The organism is Vibrio stylophorae (assembly GCF_921293875.1).
In the GTDB taxonomy this organism is placed as follows: Bacteria; Pseudomonadota; Gammaproteobacteria; order Enterobacterales; family Vibrionaceae; genus Vibrio_A; species Vibrio_A stylophorae.
Genome location: NZ_CAKLDI010000001.1, coordinates 1,927,614 through 1,953,735, shown reverse-complemented (window position 1 = coordinate 1,953,735; position 26,122 = coordinate 1,927,614). Strand labels below are relative to the sequence as shown.

28 protein-coding genes and 1 other RNA gene are annotated in these 26,122 nt (G+C 49.0%); 9 read left to right on the top strand and 20 right to left on the bottom strand.

Going from position 1 to position 26,122, the window contains the following annotated elements:
- Window positions 1-108: 108 nt before the first annotated feature.
- Window positions 109-1,005: an acyl-CoA thioesterase II gene (gene tesB, locus L9P36_RS08960; RefSeq protein ID WP_237466359.1), complete on the bottom strand. Its 897-nt coding sequence runs from the start codon at window positions 1,003-1,005 to the stop codon at window positions 109-111.
- Between the two features lie 272 nt (window positions 1,006-1,277).
- Here tesB and L9P36_RS08955 point away from each other — a divergent pair, with 272 nt between their 5' ends.
- Window positions 1,278-1,733 carry a YbaY family lipoprotein gene (locus tag L9P36_RS08955; protein ID WP_237466358.1) on the top strand — a complete coding sequence of 152 codons (456 nt, stop codon included), beginning with the start codon at window positions 1,278-1,280 and terminating at the stop codon, window positions 1,731-1,733.
- Between the two features lie 89 nt (window positions 1,734-1,822).
- On the opposite strand, the gene L9P36_RS08950 is transcribed toward L9P36_RS08955, so the two are convergent.
- Entirely contained in the window at window positions 1,823-2,122 is a 300-nt protein-coding gene (locus tag L9P36_RS08950) for an MGMT family protein (RefSeq protein WP_237466357.1), read from the bottom strand.
- Between the two features lie 186 nt (window positions 2,123-2,308).
- On the opposite strand from L9P36_RS08950, the gene ffs reads away from it, so the two are divergent.
- The 3 genes from ffs (at window position 2,309) to L9P36_RS08935 (ending at window position 3,744) form a co-directional block, all read left to right on the top strand.
- Window positions 2,309-2,405: signal recognition particle sRNA small type (gene ffs / locus L9P36_RS08945), an RNA gene on the top strand.
- Between the two features lie 216 nt (window positions 2,406-2,621).
- Window positions 2,622-3,296, top strand: a complete 675-nt coding sequence (locus L9P36_RS08940; protein WP_237466356.1) for an NAD(P)H-binding protein — start codon at window positions 2,622-2,624, stop codon at window positions 3,294-3,296.
- A gap of 40 nt (window positions 3,297-3,336) precedes the next feature.
- Window positions 3,337-3,744: a hypothetical protein gene (locus tag L9P36_RS08935; RefSeq protein WP_237466355.1), complete on the top strand. Its 408-nt coding sequence runs from the start codon at window positions 3,337-3,339 to the stop codon at window positions 3,742-3,744.
- Between the two features lie 116 nt (window positions 3,745-3,860).
- On the opposite strand, the gene L9P36_RS08930 is transcribed toward L9P36_RS08935, so the two are convergent.
- The 15 genes from L9P36_RS08930 to L9P36_RS08860 all read right to left on the bottom strand — a co-directional run bounded on the left by L9P36_RS08930 (window position 3,861) and on the right by L9P36_RS08860 (window position 16,867).
- A complete protein-coding gene (locus L9P36_RS08930) occupies window positions 3,861-4,301 on the bottom strand; it encodes a hypothetical protein (RefSeq protein ID WP_237466354.1) in 441 nt (146 codons plus the stop codon).
- 176 nt (window positions 4,302-4,477) lie between these two features.
- A complete protein-coding gene (locus L9P36_RS08925; RefSeq protein ID WP_237466353.1) occupies window positions 4,478-5,497 on the bottom strand; it encodes a tetratricopeptide repeat protein in 1,020 nt (339 codons plus the stop codon).
- Window positions 5,498-5,506: 9 nt separating this feature from the next.
- Window positions 5,507-6,454 (bottom strand): type II secretion system F family protein, encoded by a 948-nt coding sequence (locus tag L9P36_RS08920; protein WP_435532776.1) that lies wholly within the window; start codon window positions 6,452-6,454, stop codon window positions 5,507-5,509.
- 12 nt (window positions 6,455-6,466) lie between these two features.
- A complete protein-coding gene (locus tag L9P36_RS08915) occupies window positions 6,467-7,435 on the bottom strand; it encodes a type II secretion system F family protein (protein WP_237466351.1) in 969 nt (322 codons plus the stop codon).
- Between the two features lie 8 nt (window positions 7,436-7,443).
- Window positions 7,444-8,862 (bottom strand): TadA family conjugal transfer-associated ATPase, encoded by a 1,419-nt coding sequence (locus L9P36_RS08910; RefSeq protein ID WP_237466350.1) that lies wholly within the window; start codon window positions 8,860-8,862, stop codon window positions 7,444-7,446.
- A gap of 37 nt (window positions 8,863-8,899) precedes the next feature.
- Complete coding sequence (locus L9P36_RS08905; protein ID WP_237466349.1) at window positions 8,900-10,117, bottom strand: CpaE/TadZ family protein; 1,218 nt, start codon at window positions 10,115-10,117, stop codon at window positions 8,900-8,902.
- Between the two features lie 9 nt (window positions 10,118-10,126).
- The gene (locus tag L9P36_RS08900) at window positions 10,127-10,630 is read right to left on the bottom strand and encodes a TadE/TadG family type IV pilus assembly protein (RefSeq protein WP_237466348.1); all 504 of its coding nucleotides are present in this window, start codon (window positions 10,628-10,630) and stop codon (window positions 10,127-10,129) included.
- Entirely contained in the window at window positions 10,627-11,067 is a 441-nt protein-coding gene (locus L9P36_RS08895) for a TadE/TadG family type IV pilus assembly protein (RefSeq protein ID WP_237466347.1), read from the bottom strand. Before L9P36_RS08895 ends, L9P36_RS08900 begins: the two co-directional genes overlap by 4 nt.
- The gene (locus tag L9P36_RS08890; protein WP_237466346.1) at window positions 11,068-12,294 is read right to left on the bottom strand and encodes a pilus assembly protein TadG-related protein; all 1,227 of its coding nucleotides are present in this window, start codon (window positions 12,292-12,294) and stop codon (window positions 11,068-11,070) included.
- 17 nt (window positions 12,295-12,311) lie between these two features.
- Window positions 12,312-12,584: a hypothetical protein gene (locus L9P36_RS08885; protein WP_237466345.1), complete on the bottom strand. Its 273-nt coding sequence runs from the start codon at window positions 12,582-12,584 to the stop codon at window positions 12,312-12,314.
- 8 nt (window positions 12,585-12,592) lie between these two features.
- On the bottom strand, window positions 12,593-14,044 hold the full coding sequence (locus tag L9P36_RS08880; RefSeq protein WP_435532737.1) for a type II and III secretion system protein family protein: 1,452 nt from the start codon (window positions 14,042-14,044) through the stop codon (window positions 12,593-12,595).
- Window positions 14,045-14,058: 14 nt separating this feature from the next.
- On the bottom strand, window positions 14,059-14,817 hold the full coding sequence (gene cpaB, locus L9P36_RS08875) for a Flp pilus assembly protein CpaB (protein WP_237466344.1): 759 nt from the start codon (window positions 14,815-14,817) through the stop codon (window positions 14,059-14,061).
- Entirely contained in the window at window positions 14,814-16,157 is a 1,344-nt protein-coding gene (locus L9P36_RS08870) for a DUF8689 domain-containing protein (protein WP_237466343.1), read from the bottom strand. The genes cpaB and L9P36_RS08870 overlap by 4 nt, the downstream gene beginning before the upstream one ends.
- 15 nt (window positions 16,158-16,172) lie before the next feature.
- Window positions 16,173-16,667, bottom strand: coding sequence for an A24 family peptidase (locus tag L9P36_RS08865; RefSeq protein ID WP_237466342.1), 495 nt, complete (start codon window positions 16,665-16,667; stop codon window positions 16,173-16,175).
- A gap of 17 nt (window positions 16,668-16,684) precedes the next feature.
- Complete coding sequence (locus L9P36_RS08860; protein ID WP_237466341.1) at window positions 16,685-16,867, bottom strand: Flp family type IVb pilin; 183 nt, start codon at window positions 16,865-16,867, stop codon at window positions 16,685-16,687.
- Window positions 16,868-17,022: 155 nt separating this feature from the next.
- Here L9P36_RS08860 and L9P36_RS08855 point away from each other — a divergent pair, with 155 nt between their 5' ends.
- The 3 genes from L9P36_RS08855 to L9P36_RS08845 all read left to right on the top strand — a co-directional run bounded on the left by L9P36_RS08855 (window position 17,023) and on the right by L9P36_RS08845 (window position 18,573).
- Window positions 17,023-17,787: a helix-turn-helix transcriptional regulator gene (locus L9P36_RS08855; RefSeq protein WP_237466340.1), complete on the top strand. Its 765-nt coding sequence runs from the start codon at window positions 17,023-17,025 to the stop codon at window positions 17,785-17,787.
- Window positions 17,788-17,911: 124 nt separating this feature from the next.
- Window positions 17,912-18,292: a hypothetical protein gene (locus L9P36_RS08850; RefSeq protein WP_237466339.1), complete on the top strand. Its 381-nt coding sequence runs from the start codon at window positions 17,912-17,914 to the stop codon at window positions 18,290-18,292.
- A gap of 2 nt (window positions 18,293-18,294) precedes the next feature.
- Window positions 18,295-18,573: a hypothetical protein gene (locus L9P36_RS08845; protein ID WP_237466338.1), complete on the top strand. Its 279-nt coding sequence runs from the start codon at window positions 18,295-18,297 to the stop codon at window positions 18,571-18,573.
- Between the two features lie 197 nt (window positions 18,574-18,770).
- Here the strand turns inward: L9P36_RS08845 and L9P36_RS08840 are convergent, their stop codons facing one another.
- Complete coding sequence (locus L9P36_RS08840) at window positions 18,771-19,298, bottom strand: NADPH-dependent FMN reductase (protein ID WP_237466337.1); 528 nt, start codon at window positions 19,296-19,298, stop codon at window positions 18,771-18,773.
- Between the two features lie 314 nt (window positions 19,299-19,612).
- On the opposite strand from L9P36_RS08840, the gene L9P36_RS08835 reads away from it, so the two are divergent.
- Window positions 19,613-21,547 carry a BCCT family transporter gene (locus L9P36_RS08835; protein WP_237466336.1) on the top strand — a complete coding sequence of 645 codons (1,935 nt, stop codon included), beginning with the start codon at window positions 19,613-19,615 and terminating at the stop codon, window positions 21,545-21,547.
- Between the two features lie 84 nt (window positions 21,548-21,631).
- Here the strand turns inward: L9P36_RS08835 and L9P36_RS08830 are convergent, their stop codons facing one another.
- Together L9P36_RS08830 and L9P36_RS08825 are read right to left on the bottom strand one after the other, a co-directional pair.
- On the bottom strand, window positions 21,632-23,977 hold the full coding sequence (locus L9P36_RS08830; RefSeq protein WP_435532736.1) for a glycosyl hydrolase family 18 protein: 2,346 nt from the start codon (window positions 23,975-23,977) through the stop codon (window positions 21,632-21,634).
- 440 nt (window positions 23,978-24,417) lie between these two features.
- Window positions 24,418-25,677 carry a hydroxymethylglutaryl-CoA reductase gene (locus tag L9P36_RS08825; protein WP_237466335.1) on the bottom strand — a complete coding sequence of 420 codons (1,260 nt, stop codon included), beginning with the start codon at window positions 25,675-25,677 and terminating at the stop codon, window positions 24,418-24,420.
- Window positions 25,678-25,867: 190 nt separating this feature from the next.
- On the opposite strand from L9P36_RS08825, the gene L9P36_RS08820 reads away from it, so the two are divergent.
- The gene (locus L9P36_RS08820; RefSeq protein WP_237466334.1) at window positions 25,868-26,056 is read left to right on the top strand and encodes a hypothetical protein; all 189 of its coding nucleotides are present in this window, start codon (window positions 25,868-25,870) and stop codon (window positions 26,054-26,056) included.
- The last annotated feature ends 66 nt before the right edge of the window (window positions 26,057-26,122 follow it).

The window sequence follows — 26,122 nt, the reverse complement described above, 5'->3', positions numbered from 1 at the left end:
ATATAAAAAAACCAGCCATTTGGCTGGTTTTTTTACGGAACGGATATTGGTGGAATGTGCCCCTAATCAATATCCTAGTACTTCGTCAGGGCTAGCCCATTACTCGGTTTATTTTGGGCTATCTTGATCGGCTTTGACTTTCTCTGTTTTTACCTGTCGAATCAGGCCTTCTTGCACGGCAGACGCCACCAAGCGGCCATGCACATCATAAATCTCACCACGTACAAAGCCGCGCGAGTTGCTGCTCGATGGGTTATCGATGGCATAGAGCAGCCAATCATCAAAACGAAATGGACGATGGAACCACATTGAGTGGTCAATGGTAGCCACTTTTAGATTGGGTGACAGCAGGCTAAGACCTTGGGTATGCAGCGCTGTTGGCAGGAAGTTCCAATCAGAGGCATATCCCAGCATGCATTGGTGGGTCAGCAAATCGTTTGGCAAACTGCCATTGGCCTTAATCCACATATATTGCTTTGGCGGCGTTTTTTCTGGTTTGAGTGGGTTCACCACATAAACAGGTCGCACTTCAATGGGTTTTTCTTTGCTGAAAAACTCAGCCACATGGGTTGGCAAATATGGGGCAAGTTGTTTAATTAGCTCTTGCTCTGAAGGGACATCTTGCGGTGGTGGCACATCTGGCATTTGGCTTTGATGCTCAAGCCCAGATTCTTCACCATGGTAAGACGCGGTTAGGTAGAAAATTGGCACGCCATTTTGAATCGCTTTTACACGGCGAGTGCTAAAGCTGCGGCCATCACGCAATTTTTCCACATCATAAACAATGGGTTGCTTTGGGTTGCCTGGGCGCAAAAAGTAGCTATGAAATGAATGCACTGCCAGCGCAGGATCCACCGTATCTTTCGCTGCGGACAATGCTTGGCCGATGACTTGTCCACCATACACTTGGGGTAAGCCTAAATCTTCACTTTGGCCGCGAAACAGGCCCAATTCTAATTTTTCAAGATTCAATAGGTTAAGTAGGTGATTGAGGGGCTGGCCCATGGTCTTTCCTTACCGATTCAATAAATTGGCATCACGCTAGCATATTTTACTGCTTAGACAAATGTAGACCAGTGCGCTGAGCCCGCCACGGATTGCTTGGCTGGAGGGCATTGCGTGGCTTAATAATGAGGCGTCGATAAAAAAAGAGACGTTATATTGTGATAACACACCGATGAATTGAGTCATTACTCGCTATAATGAGCAAACACGCTTGCCAAATTGTTTGGCTCTGAGAAGATACTGATTACTTTGATATTCTAAGAAGGTTTGCAATGAAACTTTTCCGTTTGTTGGCGCTTGGCGCAGTCGCCTTGGTTGCCACAGCTTGTAGTACAACCCCTCAATCAACGATAGCTGATCAATCAGCGACTGTAGAAGAGCAGCCAATGGCCGAAGTTCGCGGTACCTTGACCTACCTTCAGCGCATTGCCTTGCCAGATGATGCGGTGATCACTGTGACCTTGGAAGATATCGCCTTTGCAGATGCGCCTGCCGAAGTGATCAGCCAAGACAGTTTTATGGCAGAAGGCAACCAAGTGCCATTTAACTTTACTTTGGAATACGATCCAAACCTTATCAACGCGCGTCACCCTTATAATATTCGTGCCCGCATTGATGTTGATGGCCAGTTGATGTTTACCACCGACACCATCTATCCAGTGATCACCAACAGTGAAGAAACCCAGCAAGCGCACCTGATTTTGCGCATGGTGGACCGCTCAAAATAAGCGCGATATCGAATCAGTTTCAAGTTAAAAAAGCGCTGTTCACAGCGCTTTTTTTGTTTCAAAGTGGGGGCAAGGCGTACTCTAGGTACTTATAAGCGATAGTTTTTCCCAATATACCCCTGCGCATCCACCAACACCCCTTCACACTGTAAGTGCTCTTTTTGCCGTACAAAATCAGGCCCTGTGAGGCTAATTTGATAACGGCTATTGACCACACGATACCAAGGTAAGCAGCTTCCCTTTGGAATTTGTTTGAGCGCTCGCGCCACAAGGCGAGCATAGCTTGGGTAGCCCGTCATTTTCGCGATTTGGCCATAACTCACCACTTTGCCTTCAGGTAGCTGGCTTAAGATGCTGTACACCATGGGCGCAAATTGTTCTAAGGTCATGGCATTTTGCCGCTTATGTAGAGTGATGAATGACACCGAATAGTAGAGAGGGATATTCAAGCACGCAAGATGATGATTTGATTAATTTCACCGCAGTCGGCGCAGAACTTGGGATTATCACTTGCAATTAAAATGGCCATTACCCATAATGCAAACCGCTGGAAACAGCTTATCTATGAAGGTCCTCCTTGGTCCTCTCGCAATACTACCTCGTGAACTTGGTCAGGTCCGGAAGGAAGCAGCCACAGCGGGCGACGTATGTGCCGGGATGTGGCTGGGGTAGGGCCTTCACCCGTTTTTATAGCTGTAAACACGTCCTATTTCTACATTTTCCCCACGTATTCTTTATCTCACTATTGGTGCACTTGAACCATTGCTGCACATATCAACTTTATTTTTCGAACGCACTCAATTGCATTTCATCTAGCCTCGATTCAGCTAACTAGGCTCATCTTGTCGCACTAAAATAACAACAGATGGTTTATTGATAGGAGCCATGATGAAAGAGCAAGTCAGCTGGGTGATTGCAGGGGCGACAGGTTTGGTCGGCCAAGCCGTATTGGAAGCCACGCTCAATGATGACAGTGTGAGTCAGGTGCATACTTTGACTCGGCGTGCCTTGAGTGCTGAAAACAACAAACTCAAACAATGGATCAGTGATGATCTACAGGCACCGGTATTAAGTCGTGATGATATTGCCCCTTCGGTAGGGGTAATTGCACTCGGCACCACCATCAAAAAAGCGGGCAGCAAAGCGAACTTTTATGCGGTTGATGTGGATTTGGTCGCACATACTGCCAAGGTGATGCAGCGCATGGGGGTGACGCATCTTTTTGTGGTCTCCTGCATTGGCGCCAATCCTCGTGCTTTTTCTCACTATTTGCGCTGTAAAGGGCAAATGGAGGCGAAAGTGCAGTCACTTTGTTTTTCACGGCTGACTTTTTTGCATCCAGGACCACTTGCCGGTGAGCGAAGCGAATCAAGAAAAGATGAAGTCTTGGTGCAGGGGCTACTTAAGGTGCTGCGTCCTGTGATGAAAGGCAGTTTAATGAACTATCAGCCCATCGAAGCTAAGGATATGGCGAAAGCTGTGTTATCTCGGGCGAAACATCCATCGACAGACTGCGTTGAATATTTGACTGCATCACAAATGATGCAGTTAGCGCGCGCATAGTCTTCCATACTTGATCAATTGATTTTGTGGAGATTATTCGATGAAAGCGCATCTCGTGAAATGGGGTTTTATTGCTGCTGGCGCTATGAATATTGGTGGCGTGCTGATTTTTTCTCGTTTATTTACGAATAGTGCGATTCACATTGCCGATCCTGTGGTGATGTCCAACTTTGGCTTGCTGATGATTGTAATTTGGGGCTTCGCTTATTTAGGGGCTTCTCAAATTAAGGGCAATGTTCGTTGGCTGGCTGCAGCATTTACTATCGAGAAATTGGTTTACGTGTTGGCATGGCTCACTTGGTATTCTAAAGAAGCACTGGATGCGGTGTATCAACAAGATCTGTTCGCTGGCATTTTCTATAGTATCTACGGTTTAAATGACTTAGTGTTTATGCTGTTTTTTGCTTGGGTGTATTGGATCAATCGTCCTGAAGCGGCAATGCATTGATACTTTTTTATTTGAGGCAAGCCGCGCTAGATGCGTCTTGCCTCAAATCTTCAAGTCTCAAATCCATAAGATAGTCGTGGCCATGTGTTGCGTGTTCCGGTGATTAGGGTCAATCCCTAATGGGTTGTGTATTGGTAGGTCCCCGTCTTTCGATTTAAGTGAATGGTGAAAGCGAAAACGTGCGTATCATCATGGCCGCTACCATTGACCTTGCCTTGAATCTCTAGCACTTCTTTTTTGATGACACAGCTGACTTGCTCAATCGTATATTCATTGTGGTCATGATTGATTTCGTCAAATCCCCAGCCTTGCACTCGCTCTAAACCATTTGCTCCGTAATCGATGGCATCAACATAGATCATGTCACCGCTATGAATGTAAGCTTGAATCAGTCGGTAGTCGTGCTTTGCCACTTGTTGTGGATCTTGGCATAGCGTGATTTGACGAATATTGGCAAAGTGGCTTTTTTCTAGCGATGTATAGGGGATGACCGCTGCATGACACATGCTTGTGAGTCCGAAAAATATCAGGGCGATACATTTTAGTCGAATAATCATAATGTGAAATCCTCTCCATGGATGTCGCTAGAATAGATTATTTTTAATATAAAACAATTGGTTAAAATAATTAACAAAGGAAGGGTTGCTTTGATTGGTGTTCGCATTGCTGGTATTTGGGGTTGTCATAAAAAAACCGCGCTAGGCGCGGTTTTTTATATTTGAAAAGTGCGAACTTAGCTGCCACTACCTTGCGCTCGCATCTCAGCAAGTGCGCGCTCTAGATTGTCATGGGCGGTTTTATAGTAAGCCGGATCGGCGCTAATCGCCTGCTGCAGATAGGGCACGGCTTGGTCTGGCTTTCCTTGAATGAGTAAAAAATAGCCCACATTATTGAGCGCTTCAGCTTCAGTCATGTGGCGCTGAAAGGTGCTGAGCGCAAGCCCCGGACGATTTTGCGCTAAATAGATTAACGCCATGTTGTTCAGCGCTTTGGCATGGCTGGGTTGCAAGCGAAGTGCCGCTTGGGTGAGATGCGCCGCGAGCTCATAGTTGCCATCCATATAGTTGGAATAACCTAAGTTGACCAGTGCGCGGACCGAGTTGGGATTAATCTCAAGGGCGTGCTCTAGGTAAGCCTTGGCGCGGTCATGGTCTCGGTCGATATCACTGATTACACCAAGGCCAATGTAACTACCGATGGGGGACTGAGCATCAAATTTTAGATTGCGAATGGTGCTCACTGGCATATTGCGTGTGAGTGAGGTGTTGGGGTTTTCGCCCAGACGATGCTGGTCGGCACTGAGCGCCTCAAGGAAATATTGCGCCCCTTGCGCTGTTTTACCGCGTTTGCTTTCGAGAATGCCGAGCTTTTCAAGACTGGCAATATATTTGGGATCGTAAGCGAGCGATTGGCGAAATGCGCGCTCAGCGAGATCGGTATTGTCGCGGATTTGATGAATACTACCGATTTGATAAAAGCTGTCGGCTTGCTCTGTGGCATCTAAAAACTGTACGGCGCGAATATATTCGTAGAGGGCTAAGTCTAAATTCCCATCCAGCAGCGCTTGCATACCTCGGCCTTGCGCTTCTTGTTCATTGGCGGGTGGCGTGTCACCCATCAGATTGAGCATGGGGTCACCGTCATAATATTCGCTATTAAGTACGGGATCGTTACTCGTTTGGGTTTGCGCGCAGCCAGACAGCAGCAGGAGTAGCCCCGCACACCATGCGCTGATTCGAATTGAATGGGTCAAGAGAGCTCCTTACTCTGCAAAGAGATTGGTAATGATGTGCAAAATGGCAGGGCCAATGGCGACAATAAAAAAACAGGGCCAAATAAATAGCACCAAAGGGAAGATCATCTTCGTTGGGATCTTCGCCGCCATCTCTTCGGCGGCTTGATTGCGTTTGTCTCGGTAATCTTCAGTATAGTCACGCAGTGTCTGGCCGATGCTGGCACCAATGCGAGAAGCATGGGCGAGGGTGTTGACCAGTCCGCGCATTTCAGTCAGGCCGGTGCGGACAATCATTTCATGAAAGGCATCAGCAATGGGCATCCCCGCTTTAATCTTGACGCAGACGGTATCCAGCTCATCGGCAAAGGCGGGATGAGAGATCACCAGCTCTTGTGAGACACGCATGAGTGCGGCGTTGAGGCCAAGACCAGACTCGGTACAGACCACCAGTAGATCCAGTGCATCAGGCAGCGCTTGGCGCATACGAAATTGATGGTGTTTCTTCATGCGATAGAGCGCAAAGTTAGGTAAAAACAAACCTACGGCAGTGGCGATAATGACGATGCTTAGCTGCTGACCGCCATTTAAATGCGGATTTAAAATCGCAATCCCGATACCAATAATGAGCCCCAGCATGGTGAGGCCAAATTTAATGGCGTAAAACAGTGTCAGCGCGCTTTGTTGGTGAAAACCTGCGTGCATCAGCTGGTGGCGAACGGTTTCCCTTTCCTTGTTGCTGGTGGGCGAGATGTAGGGCTCAAGCGATTCCAGCGTATCTTCAATTTTCCGTTGTTCCGGTTGGTTGCCCGAGCGCTGCTGAAGATCTTTTAGTCGGCGCTTGAGTGGACTTTGCAAGCTAAAGAGCAAGAGGCCAATGGTGAGGATCACCAAGGTGGTGGCCAGCAAAATCATGCCAAGAATAATCCATTCACGTTGCTGGGCCGCAAGCGATAGGTGGGCCGTAAGCTGATCAATCCATGCCATGGGTTACACCTCGATATTGATGATTTTTCGAATCCAAATTGCGCCAAAAAACAAACTGACGACCCCAGCAGAGACAATCTTGATGCCTGCGGGATGTTCATAAAGCGGCGCAATATATTCGGGGTGAAGCAGGTACATCACGATAAATAAAACAAAAGGTGCCAGCACCAAAATCCAAGCCGACAAACGGCTCTCTGCTGAAAGTGTTTTGATTTTTCGTGACAATTTAAAACGAGCACGCAGTACTTGATTTACCTTGTATAAATTCTCGGTGAGATTGCCGCCGGTCTCTTTTTGCAATAGCACGGCACTGGCGAGTGCCAGCATGGATACTGTGGGCGTGCGATCGACCATTTGCAGCACCGCAAGGCGCATGTCATAGCCATAGTTAAGCAAGTTAAAGGTGTGCGTAAATTCAGGGCCGAGTGGTGCGGGGATCTCTTCACCCACCTCGCGAAAGGCTTCGTTGAGGGGTTGACCCGCTTGTAGGACGCGGCGCATCACATCGAGCGCATCGGGCAGCAGGGCTTCAAAGGCGAAAAGACGCTTGGAGATGCGACGATGCAACTGAAAATAGCAGGCGATAGCGGTGAGGAAAAAGCCGAGCAGCGCAATCCACCATAACTCACTAAACAAAAAAAGCAGGGCGGAAACAATGGCACTGACCACCAGCGTAAAACCGATAGCGCCAGACAATGACCAGTTGAGTCCAGCAAGCTCTAGCGATTTTTTTAAATCCGCCATGGCGCTCCAGCGTACCAAGGCTTTATCTGTTGGGGATAGGCTTTCCTCATAGTGTTTGCGCAGTAACAGCTTACTTTCTTCATCGATTTGCTGATGCGATTGGCGCAGCCTTTTAGTGAGCTCTTTATGCCGTGCTTTGTTACCTGCCGCAGGCAGGATCAAGGCTTGCGAGATCAAGACTACAGAGACAAACAGAAGAATAAAAAAGAGGGTTAAATCACCTTGCATGCTGTCACCTATGCGCTTTGAAAGAGGGTAAAGGGCAGCTCAAGGCCTCTGCGTTTGAGCGCATCATGGCAGGCAGGCACAATGCCTGTTGCCATATAATCGCCTACCACATTGCCTTGCTCATCAATCCCACGCCGTTCAAATTTGAAGATTTCAGACATGGTGATCACCTCGCCCTCCATGCCATTGATCTCCTGAATGCTGACCATGCGGCGTTTACCATCTTCTTGGCGTTCCATTTGAATCACAACATGAATGGCTGAGGCAATTTGGGCGCGCAGATTTTTAGTTGAGATGGTCCAACCGGCCATGGCAAACATATTTTCAACACGGCTCAATGCATCGCGCGGGGTGTTGGCGTGAATGGTGGTGAGCGAGCCATCATGGCCAGTGTTCATTGCCGCGAGCATATCCACCGCTTCACTGCCGCGCACCTCGCCCACGACGATACGATCAGGTCGCATTCGCAGGGCGTTTTTGACCAATTCGCGCTGACCAATTTCGCCTTTGCCTTCAAGGTTTGCCGGGCGCGTTTCAAGGCGAACCACATGGGGCTGTTGTAGCTGTAGCTCGGCCGAGTCTTCAATGGTAATGATTCGTTCATCTTCAGGAATAAAGCCGGAGACGATATTGAGTGTGGTGGTTTTCCCTGAGCCGGTTCCGCCTGAGATTAAGACATTGAGCTCGCCATGGACGATGGCATGGAGAAAATCGGCCATATCTTGGGATAGCGAGCCAAATTCAAGCAGGCTATCCATGGTTAGTCGCTCTACTGCAAAACGACGAATGGAGAGTGAAGGACCATCGATAGCCAGCGGCGGAATAATGGCATTTACCCGCGAGCCATCAGCGAGACGCGCATCCACCATGGGTGAGGATTCATCAATACGTCGGCCCACTTGACTGACGATACGATCGATAATATTGCGAAGATGGCGATCATCCAAAAAGGTGTGTGGCGTGACTTCGAGCTTTCCTCGGCGCTCAACAATGACCTGTTTGGGGCCGTTGACCAAAATATCGGAGACGGTTTTATCAGCCAGCAGTGGCTCTAATGGGCCAAGGCCAAACACCTCATCCTCGATTTGTTTAATCACCCGTTTGCGCGCTTCTGCGCTTAAGGGGTGAGTTTCATCGCGCATTAATTCAAGCGTGGCATCGTGCAGATCGCGTTTGGCGACATCTGGCTCGAGCTCTGCAAGTAAACCTAAGTCCAGTGTCTCAAGTAGTTTTTTGTGAAAGTAATGCTTTGCAGCAAGTTCTGTTTCTAGCTGCTTACGTGCGGCTTCATCTGCTTTTGAGCGCTTTTGCACTTCAGCTTGCTCTGATGCCGATGGTTGCGTGGCTATTGGCGTTTCGTTTTCAGGCGTTTGCTCTGTATTAGGCTCATCTGATGGCGGCGTCATTGAGGAACGTTTGAAAAACATAAGCCTTTCCTTTGTCTAATTTATTTTTTCGAAGCTGCTATGAGAATAGTCGCTTGAACCATGAACCATCTGTCGCAAGGTCGGGATCGATCTGCTGACTGAGATGTTGGAGCGCTTTGGATACTGGATTTCTTTTCTTCACTTCTGCCATCGACTTACCGAGGTGGGTACTTTCCAGTGCGGTTTTAAAGGCATTGGGCACAAAGTGAATGGCGATATTGGGCAGCGTGTGTTCAATATCTTTTTGGCCAATAGGTTGCTGTTTATCAAAACGATTGATCACCACTTCAACCTGTTGGCGTGCGAGACCAAACTCATAGTGCAGTTCATTGACCATCATGCTGGCGAGGTTGAGGGCTGCGAGTTGCTGCTGCGTGACTAAATAAAGATGGGTGGCTGCTGAGAGGAGTGGATAGGCATGCGCATCCAGTCCTCGCGAGAGATCCACAATCACAAAGGGATAACGCTGGCGCAAGATAGGCATCAATTTGCCTAAAGCCTGACTCTCAGTTTGATTGCGTTGGCGATGTTGGTGATTAAAGGTGAGGAGATGTAAGCCACTTTTGTGTTTGGTGACAAAGCCATCGAGCGCGGTGTTGTCCAAGTCGCCACTGTTCTCTAAAACGTCGAGCAACGAAAATTTTGGGCTGAGATTGAGATAATCGTTGAGTGCACCAAATTGGCTATCGAGTTCAAGCAGTAGTACATCATCATGATGGTATTGGGCTAGTTCAATCGCGGTGTTGAGCGCTAGTGTGGTGGCACCTGCGCCACCTTTGGTATTGATGAATAAGCAGAGCTCGCCGAGTTGGTTATGGCCGACTTTTTCTTCTGCGCAGTGGCGCAGCAATGGGGCTAATTCGGCAATGAGCACATGATGGGAAAAATAGTCGCTGGCCCCCAAGCGTAGGGCTGTTTTTAAGGCTTGGCTATCATGCTCCTCACCAAAAACCACCAGCGTGGTATGGTGTTGTTGGTGCTTGCTGCTGAGCTTACTGAGCGATTGAATGATGTCAGCCCAGCCGTTGGCTGCTTCGACGAAGATTAAATCGGGGGAGCGCATTTGGTTGAGTTGGTCGAGATCAAACTTGGCCATAGCAATGGCTTCCATATGGATCTGCCGACTATGTGAAAGCTGCTCTGCCATATGCTTTTCAAAGGCATCATCTTGGTAGAGCAGCCAAATATTGAGGCCAGTTCGCAAGCCAATATGGCTTGGTTGGGATGGCTCTTGAAGGCCAATTACCTCTGACATGTTTGCCTCCTAGCAATTGGTGACCGCATTGGGGTTGTCGGCGGTTGGTCTTAATATCCCCAAACTTTCTGCGGGTAGAGTGGTTTCAAAATCAGGCATGACGCTATTCACGTCAAAGCTGACAAAAGGCACCAACAGATCAAAAGTAAAGCTGTTGATTCGCGCTCTGACAAAGCGGATTTGACTGAAATTGGTGTCATCGGTGAGATCGCCAGCAATCACATTGCCATCCGCATCGAGATACTCGATCACCATATCCGTTGGTTCATAGCCTTTGGGGGCGATGCCCGTAATCGCGGTGAGACTGGGAATGTCATTGCGATCATTGACATGGCAAACCGCAGCTAAGCGAGCGCCTCGTCGGGTCATCTCATTGAGCGATTGCATGGCATACATCAGCCGAGCGAACTCCATAATGGCGATGAGCACAAAGAGTAAAAACGCAGCAATGATGGTGAACTCGACAATGGCCAAACCACGCTGTTTTTTGTGGATCCGTGGAAATTGCATCATGGCCCTGTCCTCATCAATGCACTGGCGCGAATGGGAAGTACCAGACTATCGCCGCCACTGCCGAAAAATTCAGGTAGTTTGATAAAGGCAGGTGCGTAGGTGAGCTGCGCGGTCACAATGACATAGCTATTGGCTTGGCTGACCGTGACGTTACCCGTGTTTAGATTGACCAGTAGGGCATCACCTGACCCCCCTTTATTGCCATAAACCACCATGTTTTTTATCTCATTGACGTCGGCGATTTGATTGGCCGCAGCGGTGCCGTAGATATCAACCACGGCATAGCGTGCACCATCTTGAACCGCTTTAGTCAAAGTGTTGTAGTGAATGAGTAGCCGCCCGATTTCGCTTACTGCCACTAAAAGCAGCAACAAAATTGGTAGGGTGATGGCAAGCTCGACAGCGGCGAGTCCACGTTGATGATGTGCATGTTTCATCTAGGCATCTCCTCTGTTGGGGTCCTTATAAAGGACAATTCGATTGGGACCCACATTGTTTGGTGTGGTGCCCGTAGAGCCATTGCTGGCGGTACAATCTTCAATAAATTCACCAAAGACCACAGCCCCGCCTTGTCCGTTGCTATTAGGGACTTGTTGACCAAGGAAGAAGCAACCAAGCGCAAAGACATCAAGTTGAGTGGTGCCGCCTGTGCTACCGGCACAATCAACCATGGGCACAGGGAGAATTCGGCGGCCAGCAGGACCTGAGGTGCAGTCACTACCACCTGGGCAGTTACTGATTTCTGCAAGATAATCGCTATAGCCCCAGTTGGGCTGGGAAACATTGCCTTGGTTATCTTGCGATGCTGGGGTTGATGGCTGCGCAACATAGCGATCGGGCGGGTAAGAGGTTGAATTCATTCCGCCGCCTTGATAGATATTGAGACGGGTATTGAGACCTTGCGCCACGGGACCAACAGTATTACCCGGTTTAGTTTGGACGGTTTCATCGAGACGAATACAACCATCATAGCCGCCAGCAAGTGCGTTTCGCACTGTGTTGGCACCTGAGCCAAAGTCGAGCAATTGAAAGTTACCGGGACCCATGGGGCTATTTTGGTGCGATGCCATTTTGATGGCGTAGGTTTCGTTATAGTTAAACCCTAAAAATTGACTGCCAGTTGAGCCAGCTCCGCTGTCGGCACATACCGCAATGGGCACCACATTACATAAAATTACCAAAGAGGCACTGGGGCCAGCGACGGCACTGGCATCCACCGCTTTATCCAAATTAAACAACCCCATAAAGAAACCTGTGAGTGGCATATCGGCGACATGCACGCGCACATACACATCTAAATTGGGATTAAAGCTGTTGTCTGGAAAGGTTTGTGGATCATTGGAAAACTGAATACTGACATTGGCATTGGCAAAGTCTAACTCATGGTTTCCCAGCTGACTGGCAGCGGTCGCGAGTGTGGTATTGGCTGCGTTTTGTGCAGCGGTGGTATCTTCACCATTATCGAGTACCACAGCAGCGGCAAGGGCAGCGGCATCGACACTGTTTTGCAGCCGCGCTTTGTTGACAATGGCATGGTTGACATCAATGGCAAAGGCCATAAATGCCAGAAGTAACAATAGTGCGGCAGTGACCATCACGACAACCATCCCTTGTTGTTGTTTGGGCAACTGTCGTTTTTGTTGTCGTTTGATTCTGTCTTTCATCACTGCCTCCTTGAGCACTATTTCGCAAGTTCAACTTTAATGCTGTCTCCCTGCTTTTGTGTGCTCAGTGTTTGCGGTGCTGCGGTGCGTTGGTAAAGCAGAACCGCGGGTTGCATACGTTCACCTGATGCTTGTGGCACATAGTCTTGGTGATTAGCCGTGGCTTGTTGATCATAGGTTTGCTCGGTCTTCAATCGCGCCACCGAGTCACCTAATGGCGCATGTTCCGCGCAGCCCATTAGCAGCGTGGTGAGGCAAAAAATGCTAAAAAGAGAAAAGCGTTGCATCATCATCACTCCTATAGACTGTGGCCAAATTCGCCTTCACTGCCGCCTTGATACGGGGTGACAGTGGTGGGCTGAGATGTGGTCTCTTCAGGTGCCACATCAACGGATACGGGGTATGGGCGTTTACCCAAGAGGTAATATTCAATGTCACTGGGCTCAACAAAACCGTCGGTTGGGAGTGTGACTTTGTTGCGATCGACGGGTTGAGCAAGGCGCGGGGTCACTAAAATCACCAGTTCGGTTTCGCCTTTAATATATTCTTGGCTAGCAAAAAGCTGCCCTAGGACGGGAACATCGCCAAGGCCCGGCATACGGTTGTCAATATCACGCAGGTTTTCGCTAATCAGGCCCGCAATCCCGATGGTTTGGCCATCAGCGAGCTCTAAGGTTGAAGAGGCGCTGCGCTTGGTGAGCGGTGGAATGATATAGGTGGCGTTGGCATCCCCGGGGGTGATGGTCAGTGAGCTGGTATTGGCCACTTCGCTGACCTCAATTTCAAGGTTGAGGTTGATGCGATCATTGGCAAGGACGACGGGAATAAAGCGCAGACCCACACCATATTCTTTGTATTCAATGGCGATACCATCATCATCTGGCACTGGAATTGGAAACTCGCCGCCAGCGAGAAACTCGGCCTTGGCACCACTGAGCGCCGTGAGATTTGGCTCTGCAAGCACTTTGGCGGTGCCGTTTTGACGCGCCACATCAAGTGCTAGGGTAAACAGGGTATTGCCGTCGACAAAGCTGGTGAGTAGGCCAGTATCTGTGATGTTGGAGGCATCAAAAACAGGCGTTGATCCCAGAAAACCAGCACCTGTTGAGGTGGCGCCAATACCAAAGTTGCCGTTTTGGTTAAAGAACTGAAAATTGGAATCAAAACGGCGCACCAAAGAGCGCTGCACTTCAGCAACGGTGACTTCAAGCATCACTTGCTGACTGCCACCAATGCTCATCAGGTTAATGACCCCGTTATTGCTGATGGTATCGCTGGCTTGCTCTTCATCTGCGGCTTCTGCCGCGGTGTAGGTTTGGGCGATTTTTAGCGCCGTATTCATATGCGCTTGGCTACTCACTTCGCCGCTTAGAATCAGGCGTTTTTGACTGCTGTGTACCTCAATGCGCTCATTAGGTAAAAATTGATACAGTTTGGCTTTGAGGCTATTGAGATCATGGGTGACCTCAATGTTGATGGACTCAATCAAGCGACCTTGACTGTCCCAAGCCATCACATTGGTAGAACCGAGCTTTTTACCAATGAGAAAGACCTCATTGCTGCGCAGCATCACGATGTCGAGCACCTCAGGATCCCCGAGAGAAACACGCTTGGCTTTGCCAGAAAGCACCACGTTAATCGATTTATGGTGTGGAACTTGTAGCGTTTCCCCCATGGTTGCGGCGCTTACAGGCAAGCTGAGCATCCATAAGGCGGTTAAGCTGACGATCCATAACTGTATCTGTTTCATGCTTTGACCCTTTTTTAATTTTTCACTTTCACGTTATCGCTTTCAGTGCCTTTGAGAATGGTGACACTGGGAGCGACATAGCGAGGTTTGGCTTTGGCTTTTGGCGGTGCAACGTTGGGCTCGTAGGGATTACGAAGCGCTAGCTGAATTTCGCCTTTGCCTTGTGCGGTGAGCAGTTTTTCTGCTTCTTTCGGGGAGACCTCTAGGGTCACCGCTCGAACGATAACGGGTTTGTTGTCATCGGTTTTTGCGGTTTGGTCCACGGCGAGTACGCGAATATCACGTAGCACCGTGGTGGTGTTGGCGTAGTTTTTGCGAACCACTGTATTGAGTACATCGACTTTGTTACCGGGGAGCAAAAAGCCAGCCACACCAATAACGTCGTTCACGCGAATAGTCACGGCGCGTTTGTTTTCTGGAATTAATGCTGCCAGCGTTGCCCCTTCACCGGGCTTAGCGATACGGCTGCGATGCACGGGTTCGCCGTTATAAATGGTAGCGGCTGCCACTTGGCCAATGAGCGGTGCGGTTTCAAGATAGGCGTCGTCATGTAGCCAATCTTCTTCAAGCTGTTTGGTCGTGAGGTGTTTGGCTTCAATAATGGTGCCTGATGGAATCTCAACAGCGGCCACCACCACGGGGTGTCGCGTGACCTCCTCGACTTGTGTGGTGACTTGGGCTTGGCTATCCATCCACTGTTTCGCAACAATTACGGCTGCGATCCCAAGTAGGATCGAGAGCAACAGCAAAAAGAGAATGTGGCTGCGACTCATGGGGCACTCCTTACAGGTTGGTCAGAGAAGTAGAGCTGCCAAGCTTGTTGAATCAACTCTGCGGTGAGGTTTTTCGATAACTGTTCAAAGCGAATCAAATCACGACAGATACCGACTAAATCTTTGGGCAAACAGGGCAGATAGTTGACCTGATGCTGGCGGTGTAGACGACGAATGACGTTAAAGAGATCGTCGCTATAGATCAGTTCATGATGCCAACTCATCTGTTGCCACAATTGGCGATAATCCACCTCATTGAGTGGTTCAAAATGCAGTTTGTAACCAAGGCGGCGTAAAAAAGCAGGATCGGCAATCTCTTGCGGTGACAGGTTGGTTGAAAAGGCCAGCGAGACTAAAAAGGGCAGCGTAATTTGTTGGCCATTGGGAAGCGCCAGATGATCGACGCGATATTCCATGGGGACAATCCAACGATTGAGCAGGGCATCCATGGACATACTTTGACGGCCTAAATCATCAATCACCAAAATCCCATTATTGGCTTGTAGCTGAAGAGGTGCTTTGAGCGTGCGTGTTTTGCTACACCAGTTGACTTCCAGCATATGCATGGTGAGTTCGCCACCCACCTGAATATTGGGGCGGTGGCACAACACCCAGCGGCGATCATGTTGATACTGCAAACGTACTTGCTGTTGCGCACTCGCCTGCTTGTAAGGGCGGTGATGCTGGTTGCTAAAGAGCTCAATGACACTGCCTTCGGCATAAATGCTGTAAGGGATGTAAACGGTATTGGGAAAGCATTGCAGCAGCTTGCTGGCAATAAAGCTTTTGCCTGTCCCGGCATGGCCATAAAAAAGAAGGGCCCGGCCAGAGTTGAGCGCCGGCCCTAAGGTAGGAATCAGACTCTGCGCGCCAGCTGTATTTTCAAGCGCGCGCTCTATGACCTCGCGGGTAATGGTTTGATGGCGCACATCTTGCGCACGAACAATAGGCCCATAATCATCAATATGAATGGGGACAGGACCAAGGTAGCCATCGCGTTTTGCGGCGGTGCTAGCAAGCTCGCGTCCAGCGCTGGTTAGTGAATAGAGCACATGACTTTTGATTCCTTGTGCTAGGCCATTGTTTTCTGGCTGATGCACTTCAATGAGTGCTTTTTTACGCAGGCGCATCACAATGCCTTCAGTGATGGCACTGATAATGCCTAATTTTTTACTGAGCTGAACAATGTCTTGCTTTGACTCTGTGGCGAGATGCTTAAGCAGTAGATGTTCAAGCACATCACTGGGAATATTGAGCGCTGATTCTTCTGTTGGGGTTGGCGGCGGGGACACCTGAGGGTAGAGCACCCCTTCGTCGACAGTTCCGGTGACTTCACTCATACCTTCCCCCCGTGTTTAACCAAGATAGTTGAATAGCACTACGCCTATGAGCACACAGGGTGCAAAGGGCATAGAAAGTGAAGGGGCGATGACCAGCGATTTGTGTTGTCCCAAGCTTAAAAACCGATAACGTAGGTATTGGCGGGCAGCAGTTATCGGATGTTCGCTATGATGGAACAGTAAAAAACACAGAGCGACGAGGCCACCGCCCAAAGCAATATAGAGGCACAGGGCAATGAGGTTGCCCCAGCCAAAGACAAAGCCCAATGCACCGAGTAGTTTGACATCGCCCGGTGCCATGGCTTTGACCGAGTAGAGGAAGAGCGCTGAAAGAAACATGGCCACACCGCCAGCAAGGGCAAGTCCCCATTGCTGAAGTGATGCATCCATGGCAAACCAATGAACGGCACCACTCATGCATAAAGCGAGAACCCAAAGGTTGGGTATGCGGTTCGACTGCAGATCATAAAGTGCGATGATCAGCAATATGGCCATGCTCAGCAGACTCATCTCGACCTCTTTAGGGCTTAAGAGCCATCTTCAATGTTGCCAATGATGGTTGTGAGTTTGGTACCCAAGGCATTGAAGCCGCCTGAGAACAGACCAAACAACACTGTTGCAATCACGGCTGCACCCACCACGTACTCAACGATGGTGAGTCCTTCTTCATCGGCCATAAAGGCTTTACATTGATTCATGAAATTACGCATAACGGTTCTCCACCTAGTTCCAAATGACAACGCGAAATGGCGTTGTGCCTTAACTATTGGTGGTTCTGTTGCGAAGGGTTAGGACTCTTTTGGCCAAAACTAGGACTTTGATGCGCTATATTTAGTCTGATTCATGACTGAGACAGGAGATATGGGTGCGACGCGTGTTTTTACCTTGCTTTGGTGGTGTATTCGAGGACGCGAATCTCGCACCAGCACAGGCGATCTTGATGCAGCTATTATCGAAGCACTTTTCGACGCATACCTGCGGGGATGCCTTGGATCGTTTTCAGCATTGTGCGGTGCAATATGTTGCTTTGGTTGATTTGAGTGCTTCGCATCGTTGGCTTGATCGCGCGATACGTTACGCACTTCAGCATCATAAAATAGTCCTAGTATTGACCGCTGAGCCGCTTCATTTCATTCACTTACCTGCATCGATTACCTTGGTCGATAGCACGATGAGTGAAGCGGATCTTGATTGGATCATGGCGCGCTGGAAAGATGCACTTTTTTGCCTTTCTCACCGCAGTGATTGTTGTCAGCAGCAGTGCTTGGTGGCCAGTAACGATGCGATGTTCTCAGCCAATGAGCGGCAGCTGCAATCCATTGAGCCTGCATTAAGTTATATTGACAGCCATTTAGATCAGCCGATTCGAGAAGAGCAGTTAGCGAGCTTGTGCCATTACTCTTTGACCTATTTTTCACGGCTGTTTCATCGTGCCATGGGTGTCAATTGTCGTGATTATATTGTCGATATGCGATTAAGGCTGGCGTGCCGGATCTTAAAAGAGGAGCCTTTATTGCGTGTGGGGCAGGTGGCCAACGCTTGTGGCTTTCGCGACCCTTCCTATTTTTCGCGTATTTTCAAAAAGCGCATGGCGATGACACCGCAGCAGTATCGCCAGCAAAATCTGTGACCCGCTCGCCACTCTGACGCTTTACTATCTAGGCATTTTGTCGACATTTCCATATGCTTAACTGTGCAAATCGCAGCCGTTGCTGGCACGTTTGCACCTTTGTGTTTACGAGAAGGAATCTTGTTTGATAGTCAGAAATATGCTGATTCGCGGCATTGCCGTTTTACTGATGCTTGGTTTTACCTATATGGGCGCGGACTATAGTCATAGTCTTGATCCTGCTTATTTTCAGTGGCCGATCATTGTCTTTTATGCCTTGATTGGTGCACTCCTGCAGTTTGGTTTATTTGTTTCGAGCACCGAGATTGGTTGTAAATTTCGCTGGTTGACCTTTTTAGCCATGTCCCCTTGTATGATTCTGCTTGGTTTGATGAGCCTTGATGTGCTCAAACAACCCCTGTTGGTGGATGGCTTTGAGATGGTGCTCTATCCGGTGACCCTCATGGTCTATTGCTACGCGGCGTGGTCGCTATGGCAACGTACACACCTTCAATTGAGTCGATAAAGATGAATCGAACCCTTTTAAACATTCCCTATAACTTGAGTGATGAAAACTGGCAGCAAATTGATGCAATTTATCGCGCGATGCCGGGCTGGAAAGGTTATGTCCATGGCTCGCCGCAATGGCATTTGCCCAGTGGTTACTCTGTGGTGGCGATGGTGGAGCCCAAAGGATTGTGTTTTGAAACGCTTTCAAGCGAGCGCGATCTCTCCGTTTGGCTTTGCGAATTTATGTTTCGTGCTAGTGAAGCCTTGGGCTTTTCTGTGCAAAACACCCATACCTAACACTGTTGTTATGGGCTTGAATCGTTTGAATTCGGGTTTGAATTGAATGCAAAGAACGCAATGCAAAGAACTTAATGCTAAAAACTAAACGCAAAAAACGCCTCATGTGAGGCGTTTTTTTATGCGCGTAGGTTGGGCGCGTAGGTTGGGCGCATAGGTTGGGCGCATAGGTTGGGCGCATAGGTCTGTTGACTGCGTTAAGCCCTTAGGCTGGCCATCACTTGTTTTAGCTGCGCCGCAAGCGCGTCATTGGTTAGGCTGCCGCTGGCAAAATCAAAATTGTCATAAAAGCTTGGAACTGACAGTGAGCCTTTGACGGTCGCACCAAAATAGCCCGCAGAAGCCGTGGCAGCTGCAAGTACGGATTGCGCGCCGCCAGGACCCGGTGAGGTTGCCAAATACACGGCTGGCTTATTTTGAAACACTTGTGGATTGATGCGCGATGCCCAATCAAAGAGATTTTTATACGCTGCGGTATAGGCGCCATTGTGCTCGGCAAAGGAGATCACCAAGGCATCCGCTTGTGCGATGGCTGCCACAAAGGCTTTGGCGGCATCAGGTTGGCCAAGCTCTTTTTCTACATCTTCACTAAAAAGTGGCAAATGAAATTGGTTGAGATCAAGCAGGGTGACTTGCGCGCCATCCACAAGATGAGCCGCGTGATTTGCCAGTGCTTTGTTGATGGAGTTGCTGCTGGTGGATGCGCCAAAAGCCACGATGTTCATAGTTGCTTGTCCTTATTTCATGGGAATAAAACCGATGCAGTGAGTTTAGATAGTGAGCCGCTTGCTCACAACTCGGCCAGTTGCATCAGCATGTTCGATTTTTTTGAACAAACAGCTATTCGCCTTTGGCTTTGCTTCGAAGGTGCGATTGAGCTGCGAAGTGATGCTCGGTCAAAAGTGATAGTTAGCTGAAAAAGCGAAAGTGATTGTTAAATTTAGCGTCAATTTTTTAATGCTATCCACAAGCGATTGGATTTGTGCTTTCGCTGTGCTCTTCAATGCTCAATAAAGTTGGGTAATTTAAGGGCAACCTCATGACGCTTAAAAGTTTTCAGTTTCACTTGATCGATAAAACCACATTTTTTGGCGCGCTGGGCATGTTGCTTAGCGCGGTTATTCCGCTGATGCTATTTCCCGAAAAGGGCGCGGAATGGATCGCCATCGCCAAATCATTTATGACCGACACCATGGGCTTTCTCTATTTAGCTTTGGGCGTCGCGGCATTTATGTTTATGGGTTACATCATTTTTTCTGATATCGGCCAGATTAAATTGGGGGATCCAGATGAAGCGCCGGAGTTCTCCACCGCATCTTGGGCGGCCATGCTCTTTTGCGGCGGTATTGGCGCCAGTATTTTGTATTGGGGGGCAATTGAGTGGGCTTATTATTATCAATCGCCGCCATTTCAGTTGGCTCCGGGCTCTGAAGAGGCGGTGCGCTGGGCGGCAACCTATGGGGTCTTTCACTGGGGGCCCATTGCTTGGGCGATTTACTTGGTGCCAGCGCTGCCCATCGCTTATTTCTTTTATGTGCGCAAACAGCCGGTATTGAAAATATCATCCGCATTGATGCCAGTGCTGGGGGAGGCGCGAAGTCGAGGCTTGCTCGGTAAGCTGGTTGATATTCTCTTTATTTTTGGTTTGCTTGGTGGTGGTGCGACCACGCTGGGGTTAGCAGCGCCGCTGATCACCGAAGGGATCAATCAGCTCTTTGGCCTGCCCAAAAGTACGGAAATGCAGGTGGGGATCCTTATGGTTTGTACCGCGATTTTTGCCTATTCCGCATACGCAGGTATGGAAAAAGGGATCAAATTACTGAGCAATATTAATTTTTGGATGGCGATTGGTTTGCTGGCCTTTGTGCTGGCAGTGGGGCCGACCATTTTTATGTTGGAAACTGGCCTTGATTCGCTGGGACGAATGCTGTCGAACTTCTTTGTGATGGCCACATGGGCTGAGCCTTTTGGTGGCTATGGCAGTTTTGAAGATACCCATTTCCCGCAGGATTGGACCATCTTCTATTGGGCTTGGTGGTTGGTGTTTGCACCGAATATGGGGCTGTTTCTTGCGCGAATCTCACGTGGTCGCACCATTAAGCAGATGGTCTCTGGCTCCATCTTTTTTGGCTCGCTTGGCTGTTTTCTCTTTTTTATGGTGCTGGGCAATTTTGGCTTATCACTTCAGCTTTCAGGCCAGCTCGATGTGGTGGGTATTTTAAATGCAGAAGGGGCGACAACCGCGATTTTTGCCATGCTCAATCAGTTGCCATGGAGCACCTTTGTGATTGTGGTATTCACTGTCTTGTGCGTGATTTTTACCGCCACCAGCTTTGATTCAATCTCTTACATTCTAGCGGCGGTGGTACAAAATGATGTCAGTGAGGAGCCACTTCGCTGGAGCCGACTATTCTGGGCTTTTGCGCTTTCCTTGATGCCATCGGTGCTGCTTTTTATGGGCGGGTTAGCCACGCTGCAAACGGCTGCGATTGTTGGTGGTTTGCCACTGTTGGTGATTGCGGTGAGTTTGATGATTTCAGCGGTGAAAGCTGCAGCCTGGGATTTACGCCATCAGAAAAACTATGAAGATCCGGTGATCAACATTGAATCGCTGCCCGATCTTGACCCTTGGTCCACGGAGGGCATGGCTTTGGCAACCTTTGAGCAGCTGCGCGATCAAGCGATGCATGCCGCAGAGCAAGAGCGATTGGTGCGCGAGCAAATTTGGGCGGTGAAAAAGCAGATTCGCGCCCATGCACTGGCTTGCTCCGATAGCGGCGAGGATCCCGCTGAGCTACATCAGCAGCTGAATGATGAGCTGGCACAGCTGACTGAGAAAACGCAGGAGGCGCGAGAGCTTAAAGAGCAGTTATCTGCGCAGGTTAAACAAGCGCGAATGAATTTTAACCTGTTGATGCGCCAGCGTGAGGTAACACCGCCAGTGAGTCAAAGCATGATTCATCGCGATGCTTGAGCGGAATCTGTGTTGCGCGTATACGATCGTGCGGGTATAAAAAAAGAGCCTCAATTGAGGCTCTTTTGGTTTTAATCTCAATGATTAAAGGGCTTGCCAAACAGCAGCTTTTCCAGGCTCTTCGCCTTTTGTCCACCACTTGGCTTTATATTGCTTACCGCCGTGCTCTGCGATGTCGCCAGAGTTATACACGCGGGTTGCATCCCATGCTGTGTCGCCTGGGCCATATGCTTTTGCCCACACGTCAGATGTTCCTGGCTCTTCACCTTTGGTCCACCATTTCGCAGTGTATTTCGCACCTTTGTGGCTGACTTCATCACCTGTGTTGTAGATGGTGTTTGCATTCCAAGCATCGGCTGCGGCTTCAACATTGATGGTTACAGCGATGGTTTGAGACACAGTGTCAGTACCATCAGTTGCAGTAACCACGATGTTCTCAACTGTGGTTTCAGTCACTTTTGGCGCATTGAAGGTCAGGGTTGCTGAGCCATTCACTAGCGTGCTCAGCACACCTTGTGAAGCAGTGACAGTCACTTTGTCTTGGTCTGCGTCTGTTGCCGTGATTGCAAGCTCAACCGCTTGACCACCGATAACCGTTGCAGTCGCAGGGACAGTCAGCTCAGGCGCAGTGTTGATGCCGTTGCCTTTGACATTCACAGTCACATTGATAGACGTTGACTTCTTACCATCGCTGACAGTGACCACGAGCGTTTCAACAATGTCTTTGCCTGTCACTGGTGCGGTGTAAACCACATCGGCACCTGTAGCAGTCGCTGTAATGGTACCTTTGCTCACGGTATAAGTGAGTTTTGCACCTTCAGGATCAGACGCGGTTACGCTGAATGCTAGGTCAGTGCCAGATGCGACATTTTGCGCTGCAACAGGCTGAACCACTGGTGGGTCGTTTGGCTCAATTGGCGCTGCGCTAAACACTTTATCAATGGCACCGGCAAGTGGTGAGCTGAGGTTTGTACACTCAACCAACTTCGAGCCGTGTTGAATCATGCTGCCTTTACACTCGATGTCACCGTGCACTTGCCAAACGATCAAACCAGCAAGGTCGTTATCAACAACGTATTGCGCTTTGTCAGTGATTGACTGCTCGTTGTCATAGCTAAGGAAGTATTTGCCTTTGGTTTTGTATGGCACCTTGGCATTGGCATCCCAATCCTCAGTCCATTGTGCGGTGTTTTTCACAATGTAGTTGTAGTTTGGTTGGCCATCGAACAGTTTGAAGTTGTCCAAATCAACCGCTGAGTTGATTGGGCCATCGACTTCATTGTTGACTGTACGCTTGTCAGTTGGCGCGCCAAGGTAAGTGGTTGCTTCTGTTGTTTGTACACCGCGACCGTAGAACGCAGCACCAAAGGTCACTTTATTTAGTGGTACGTTTTGGCTCACCAAGTAGTTTTTCAGCGCGTCCAAGTTCCAATCAGGTGATTCTGATTCAGGGTAGTCATAGAGCGGTGCGTTGTGACCAGAAACGGCTGACCAACCACCATTGAGGTCATAGGTCATCATGTTGAAGTAATCGAGTGAGTTGTTTAGACGAACCCAATCCATACCTTCAAGTTTGCTCGGCGCTGCGGCAAAACATGCGGTTAGCATTTTATTTGGACCGATGCGCTCACGAATTTTCTCAAGCATAAATGCAAAGGCTGCGTAGTCATCTGGTGAGCCTTGGAAGTTCATACCGCCTGCGCCTGGGTATTCCCAGTCAATATCGATACCGTGGAAACCAAGCGCCATCAATTGGTCAACACCCTTAAGGAAGTTTTCCATTTTGACAGGATCTTTCGCTGTTTCTGCAAAGTGCTTGGACATACTCCAACCACCGATAGACGCCATGACTTTTACGCCTTTTTGATCGGCCAATTCAATCAGACCTGGTGCACCACCTGCTTTTTTCAGTGGCAGTGGGTATTGACCCGTTACACCTGTAGGCTCATGAAGCCAACCACTGCCGTGTGGCACAAAGCCTTGCGCTTGAACTTTGGCAAGATTTTCTGCGTCATAAGGTTCATTGGTTGGGTACTGGTGGATGTACTCTAGTTCACCCCAAAGAATGTGGAAGTCCCAGCTGGAATACACATCAGGGTGAAGGAGTGGGCCTGGCTCTTGTTGAACTTCAGGCTTATAGATCTGCTTGTTGCGCAGATCGCCACTGTGTAATGAACCATCATGGGCAACGCCGAAGAAGGAGAAGTTCAAGATGGTGTATTTGTCCATGTCTACGTTCAGGTGCGTCGCTTCACCTTTCGCGCTGAAACCATGAGAGGTGCCTTTCCAGGCTTCCCATTGGGTGATATAGCCAATCACTTGCTTGTCATGGGTGGGTGCAGCGTTAGCAACGCCGCTCATACTGCCGGCTACCATTAGGCCACCGATGGCCATGCTCAGTAGTGAACGGCTAAAGCTTGGTTTGCTCATTCCATTTGTCCTTTTGTTTGATCAGTTCCAAGACCAACACGGTGCGAGTCGCGTTGATTCAACAAGTCTGAATCAATCAACAAAAGGTGCAATGAATGCATTGTTAAGTTCGTAACTGGGTTCAAATCCGGTGAATAACCTGACGTTCCATTCAAGATTAATGGCATGAAACCAACACAATCGTGAATTTTAACCTTAATTTTACATAACTTTGCCGGATTTTAATTGAACTTGTATGATTCTGTTCTACACCCATATATGGTGTTCTTAACTTATTGTTTTATCACTATTAGTGAATTCATCTAAAGCGATTGGTATTTAATTTAAATATTGAAATAAAATGCTGATGATTTTCAGTGTCTAGCATCGATTGCAACAGCGTATGCATCTTGGCTTTCATTCAAATATTCAGCTTCAAATATTCCACTCAAATTTTGAACTTAGATGTCGGCTTTGAGCGGGCGCGCCAGTTTATGGTGGGCGCGGGAAAAATGTCCTGCGCAAAACGCGCCAATAATGGAAAGCTCTCCGGCTAGGCACAAACTAGCGGCCACCTCGGCCAACGCTCGAGCATGCCCTGCGCCATAAAGACCCAGCAGCTTGAGGCAAGCTTTTTGACTGGGTAATCCCGTACCGCCACCAACGGTTCCAACCATTAAATTGGGCAAAGTGGCAGAGGCATAAAGATTGCCCTTTGAGGTGACTTCAAGGCGGGTGATGCCACTGGCAGATTCCGCCACACATGCCGCGTCTTGGCCGCAAGCAATGTAAAGCGCCGCCAGCGCATTGGCGTAATGGGCATGAATCCCCATGCTACCGCTGAGGGTGCCCCCGACGGTGCTAATGCGTTCAAATTGGTGCATTGCTTCAGGCGTGGTGTGCAAATATTGCTGAACCAAATGGGCAGGGATGTTGATCTCTGCGCTGACTTTTTTGCCGCGCACATGGGTTAGTGATTGATGGGTCGCTTTTTTATCGCCGGAGAGATTGGCATCTAAAAAGGCGTATTCGGGCTGCACAGGAGTGTGCGCCATCACATAGTCCAAAATCGCTTGTGTGGCGATGGTGACCATGTTCTGTCCTGAAGCATCGCCAGTGTGGTATTCAAACACCAAAAATACATAACGCGCCTCAATATGCAGGCTAGCGTTGATGAGTTTGCCATGGGTGGTGGTGGACTCTGCCACTTGGCGAAAAATCTCAATCTGTTGGCTAGCCCATGCGACAAAGGCGCCCGCTTGCGCAATGCCAGAAAAGATCAGTCCTGGCGTGCGGGTGACACTTTCTCGAAGTAGTAGCGCACTGGCGCCGCCTGCTGCGGTAATCAGCTGTGCGCCGCGATGGTAGGAGGCGACTAACGCGGCCTCCGTGGTGGCTAGCGGAATGGTGTAATCGCCTTGCGCATATGCGCCATTGACGCGCAGTGGCCCTGCGATGCCCACGGGTAATTTGACCGTGCCAATGAAATTTTCAATGTTCTTGTGATAGCAATCTTGCTGACTTTGGGTGTGTGCGTCGAGCAGCTCAGCTTGGCTATCTGCTTGATTCAACTGTTGCCAGCGTTTGTCGATATGACGCACAGAGAGATAGGGACTGCGCGGTAGTTTTTCTGCTGGGCGGTGATCCTGCGAGAGTTTCTTTAGCTGATTTTGCAGTTCTGCATCGCTGGTGGCAACGCAGCATCCTTGAATTTGAGTCATGAGAATTCTTACTTCAGGCGAGCAGCTTTCGATGCTCTTTAAGATATGGCGCAGGATTGTAACTGAGAGGCGCGCTAGAACAGATCCGTCCCCTTGTGTGCGCAGCTTTAACTGATTTTTGAAACAAGCCTGACATTATTGATTTTAGAGTGATTAAGCTGGCTGCAATATTTCAAAAGGAAATGAAATCATGCGTAAACCTTGGTTGATGATGCTGCTGGCGCTGTTTATTTTTGTCGGATATGGCCGAAATATTGCACCTGCGCAGCCGCCCGTGATGGTGCCAAAAATCTTATCCTTGGCTGAAATCTATGATGCGGGTGGTGTGGAAAAGGCGTGGCAAAATCAAGCCAATTGGTATTGGGCGTCACAACCTTAACCTGACGCTGAAATGGCTGAGAAAGAATGCTTGTTTTTTGTGCAAAAGGTGTGATTTCACAGACAG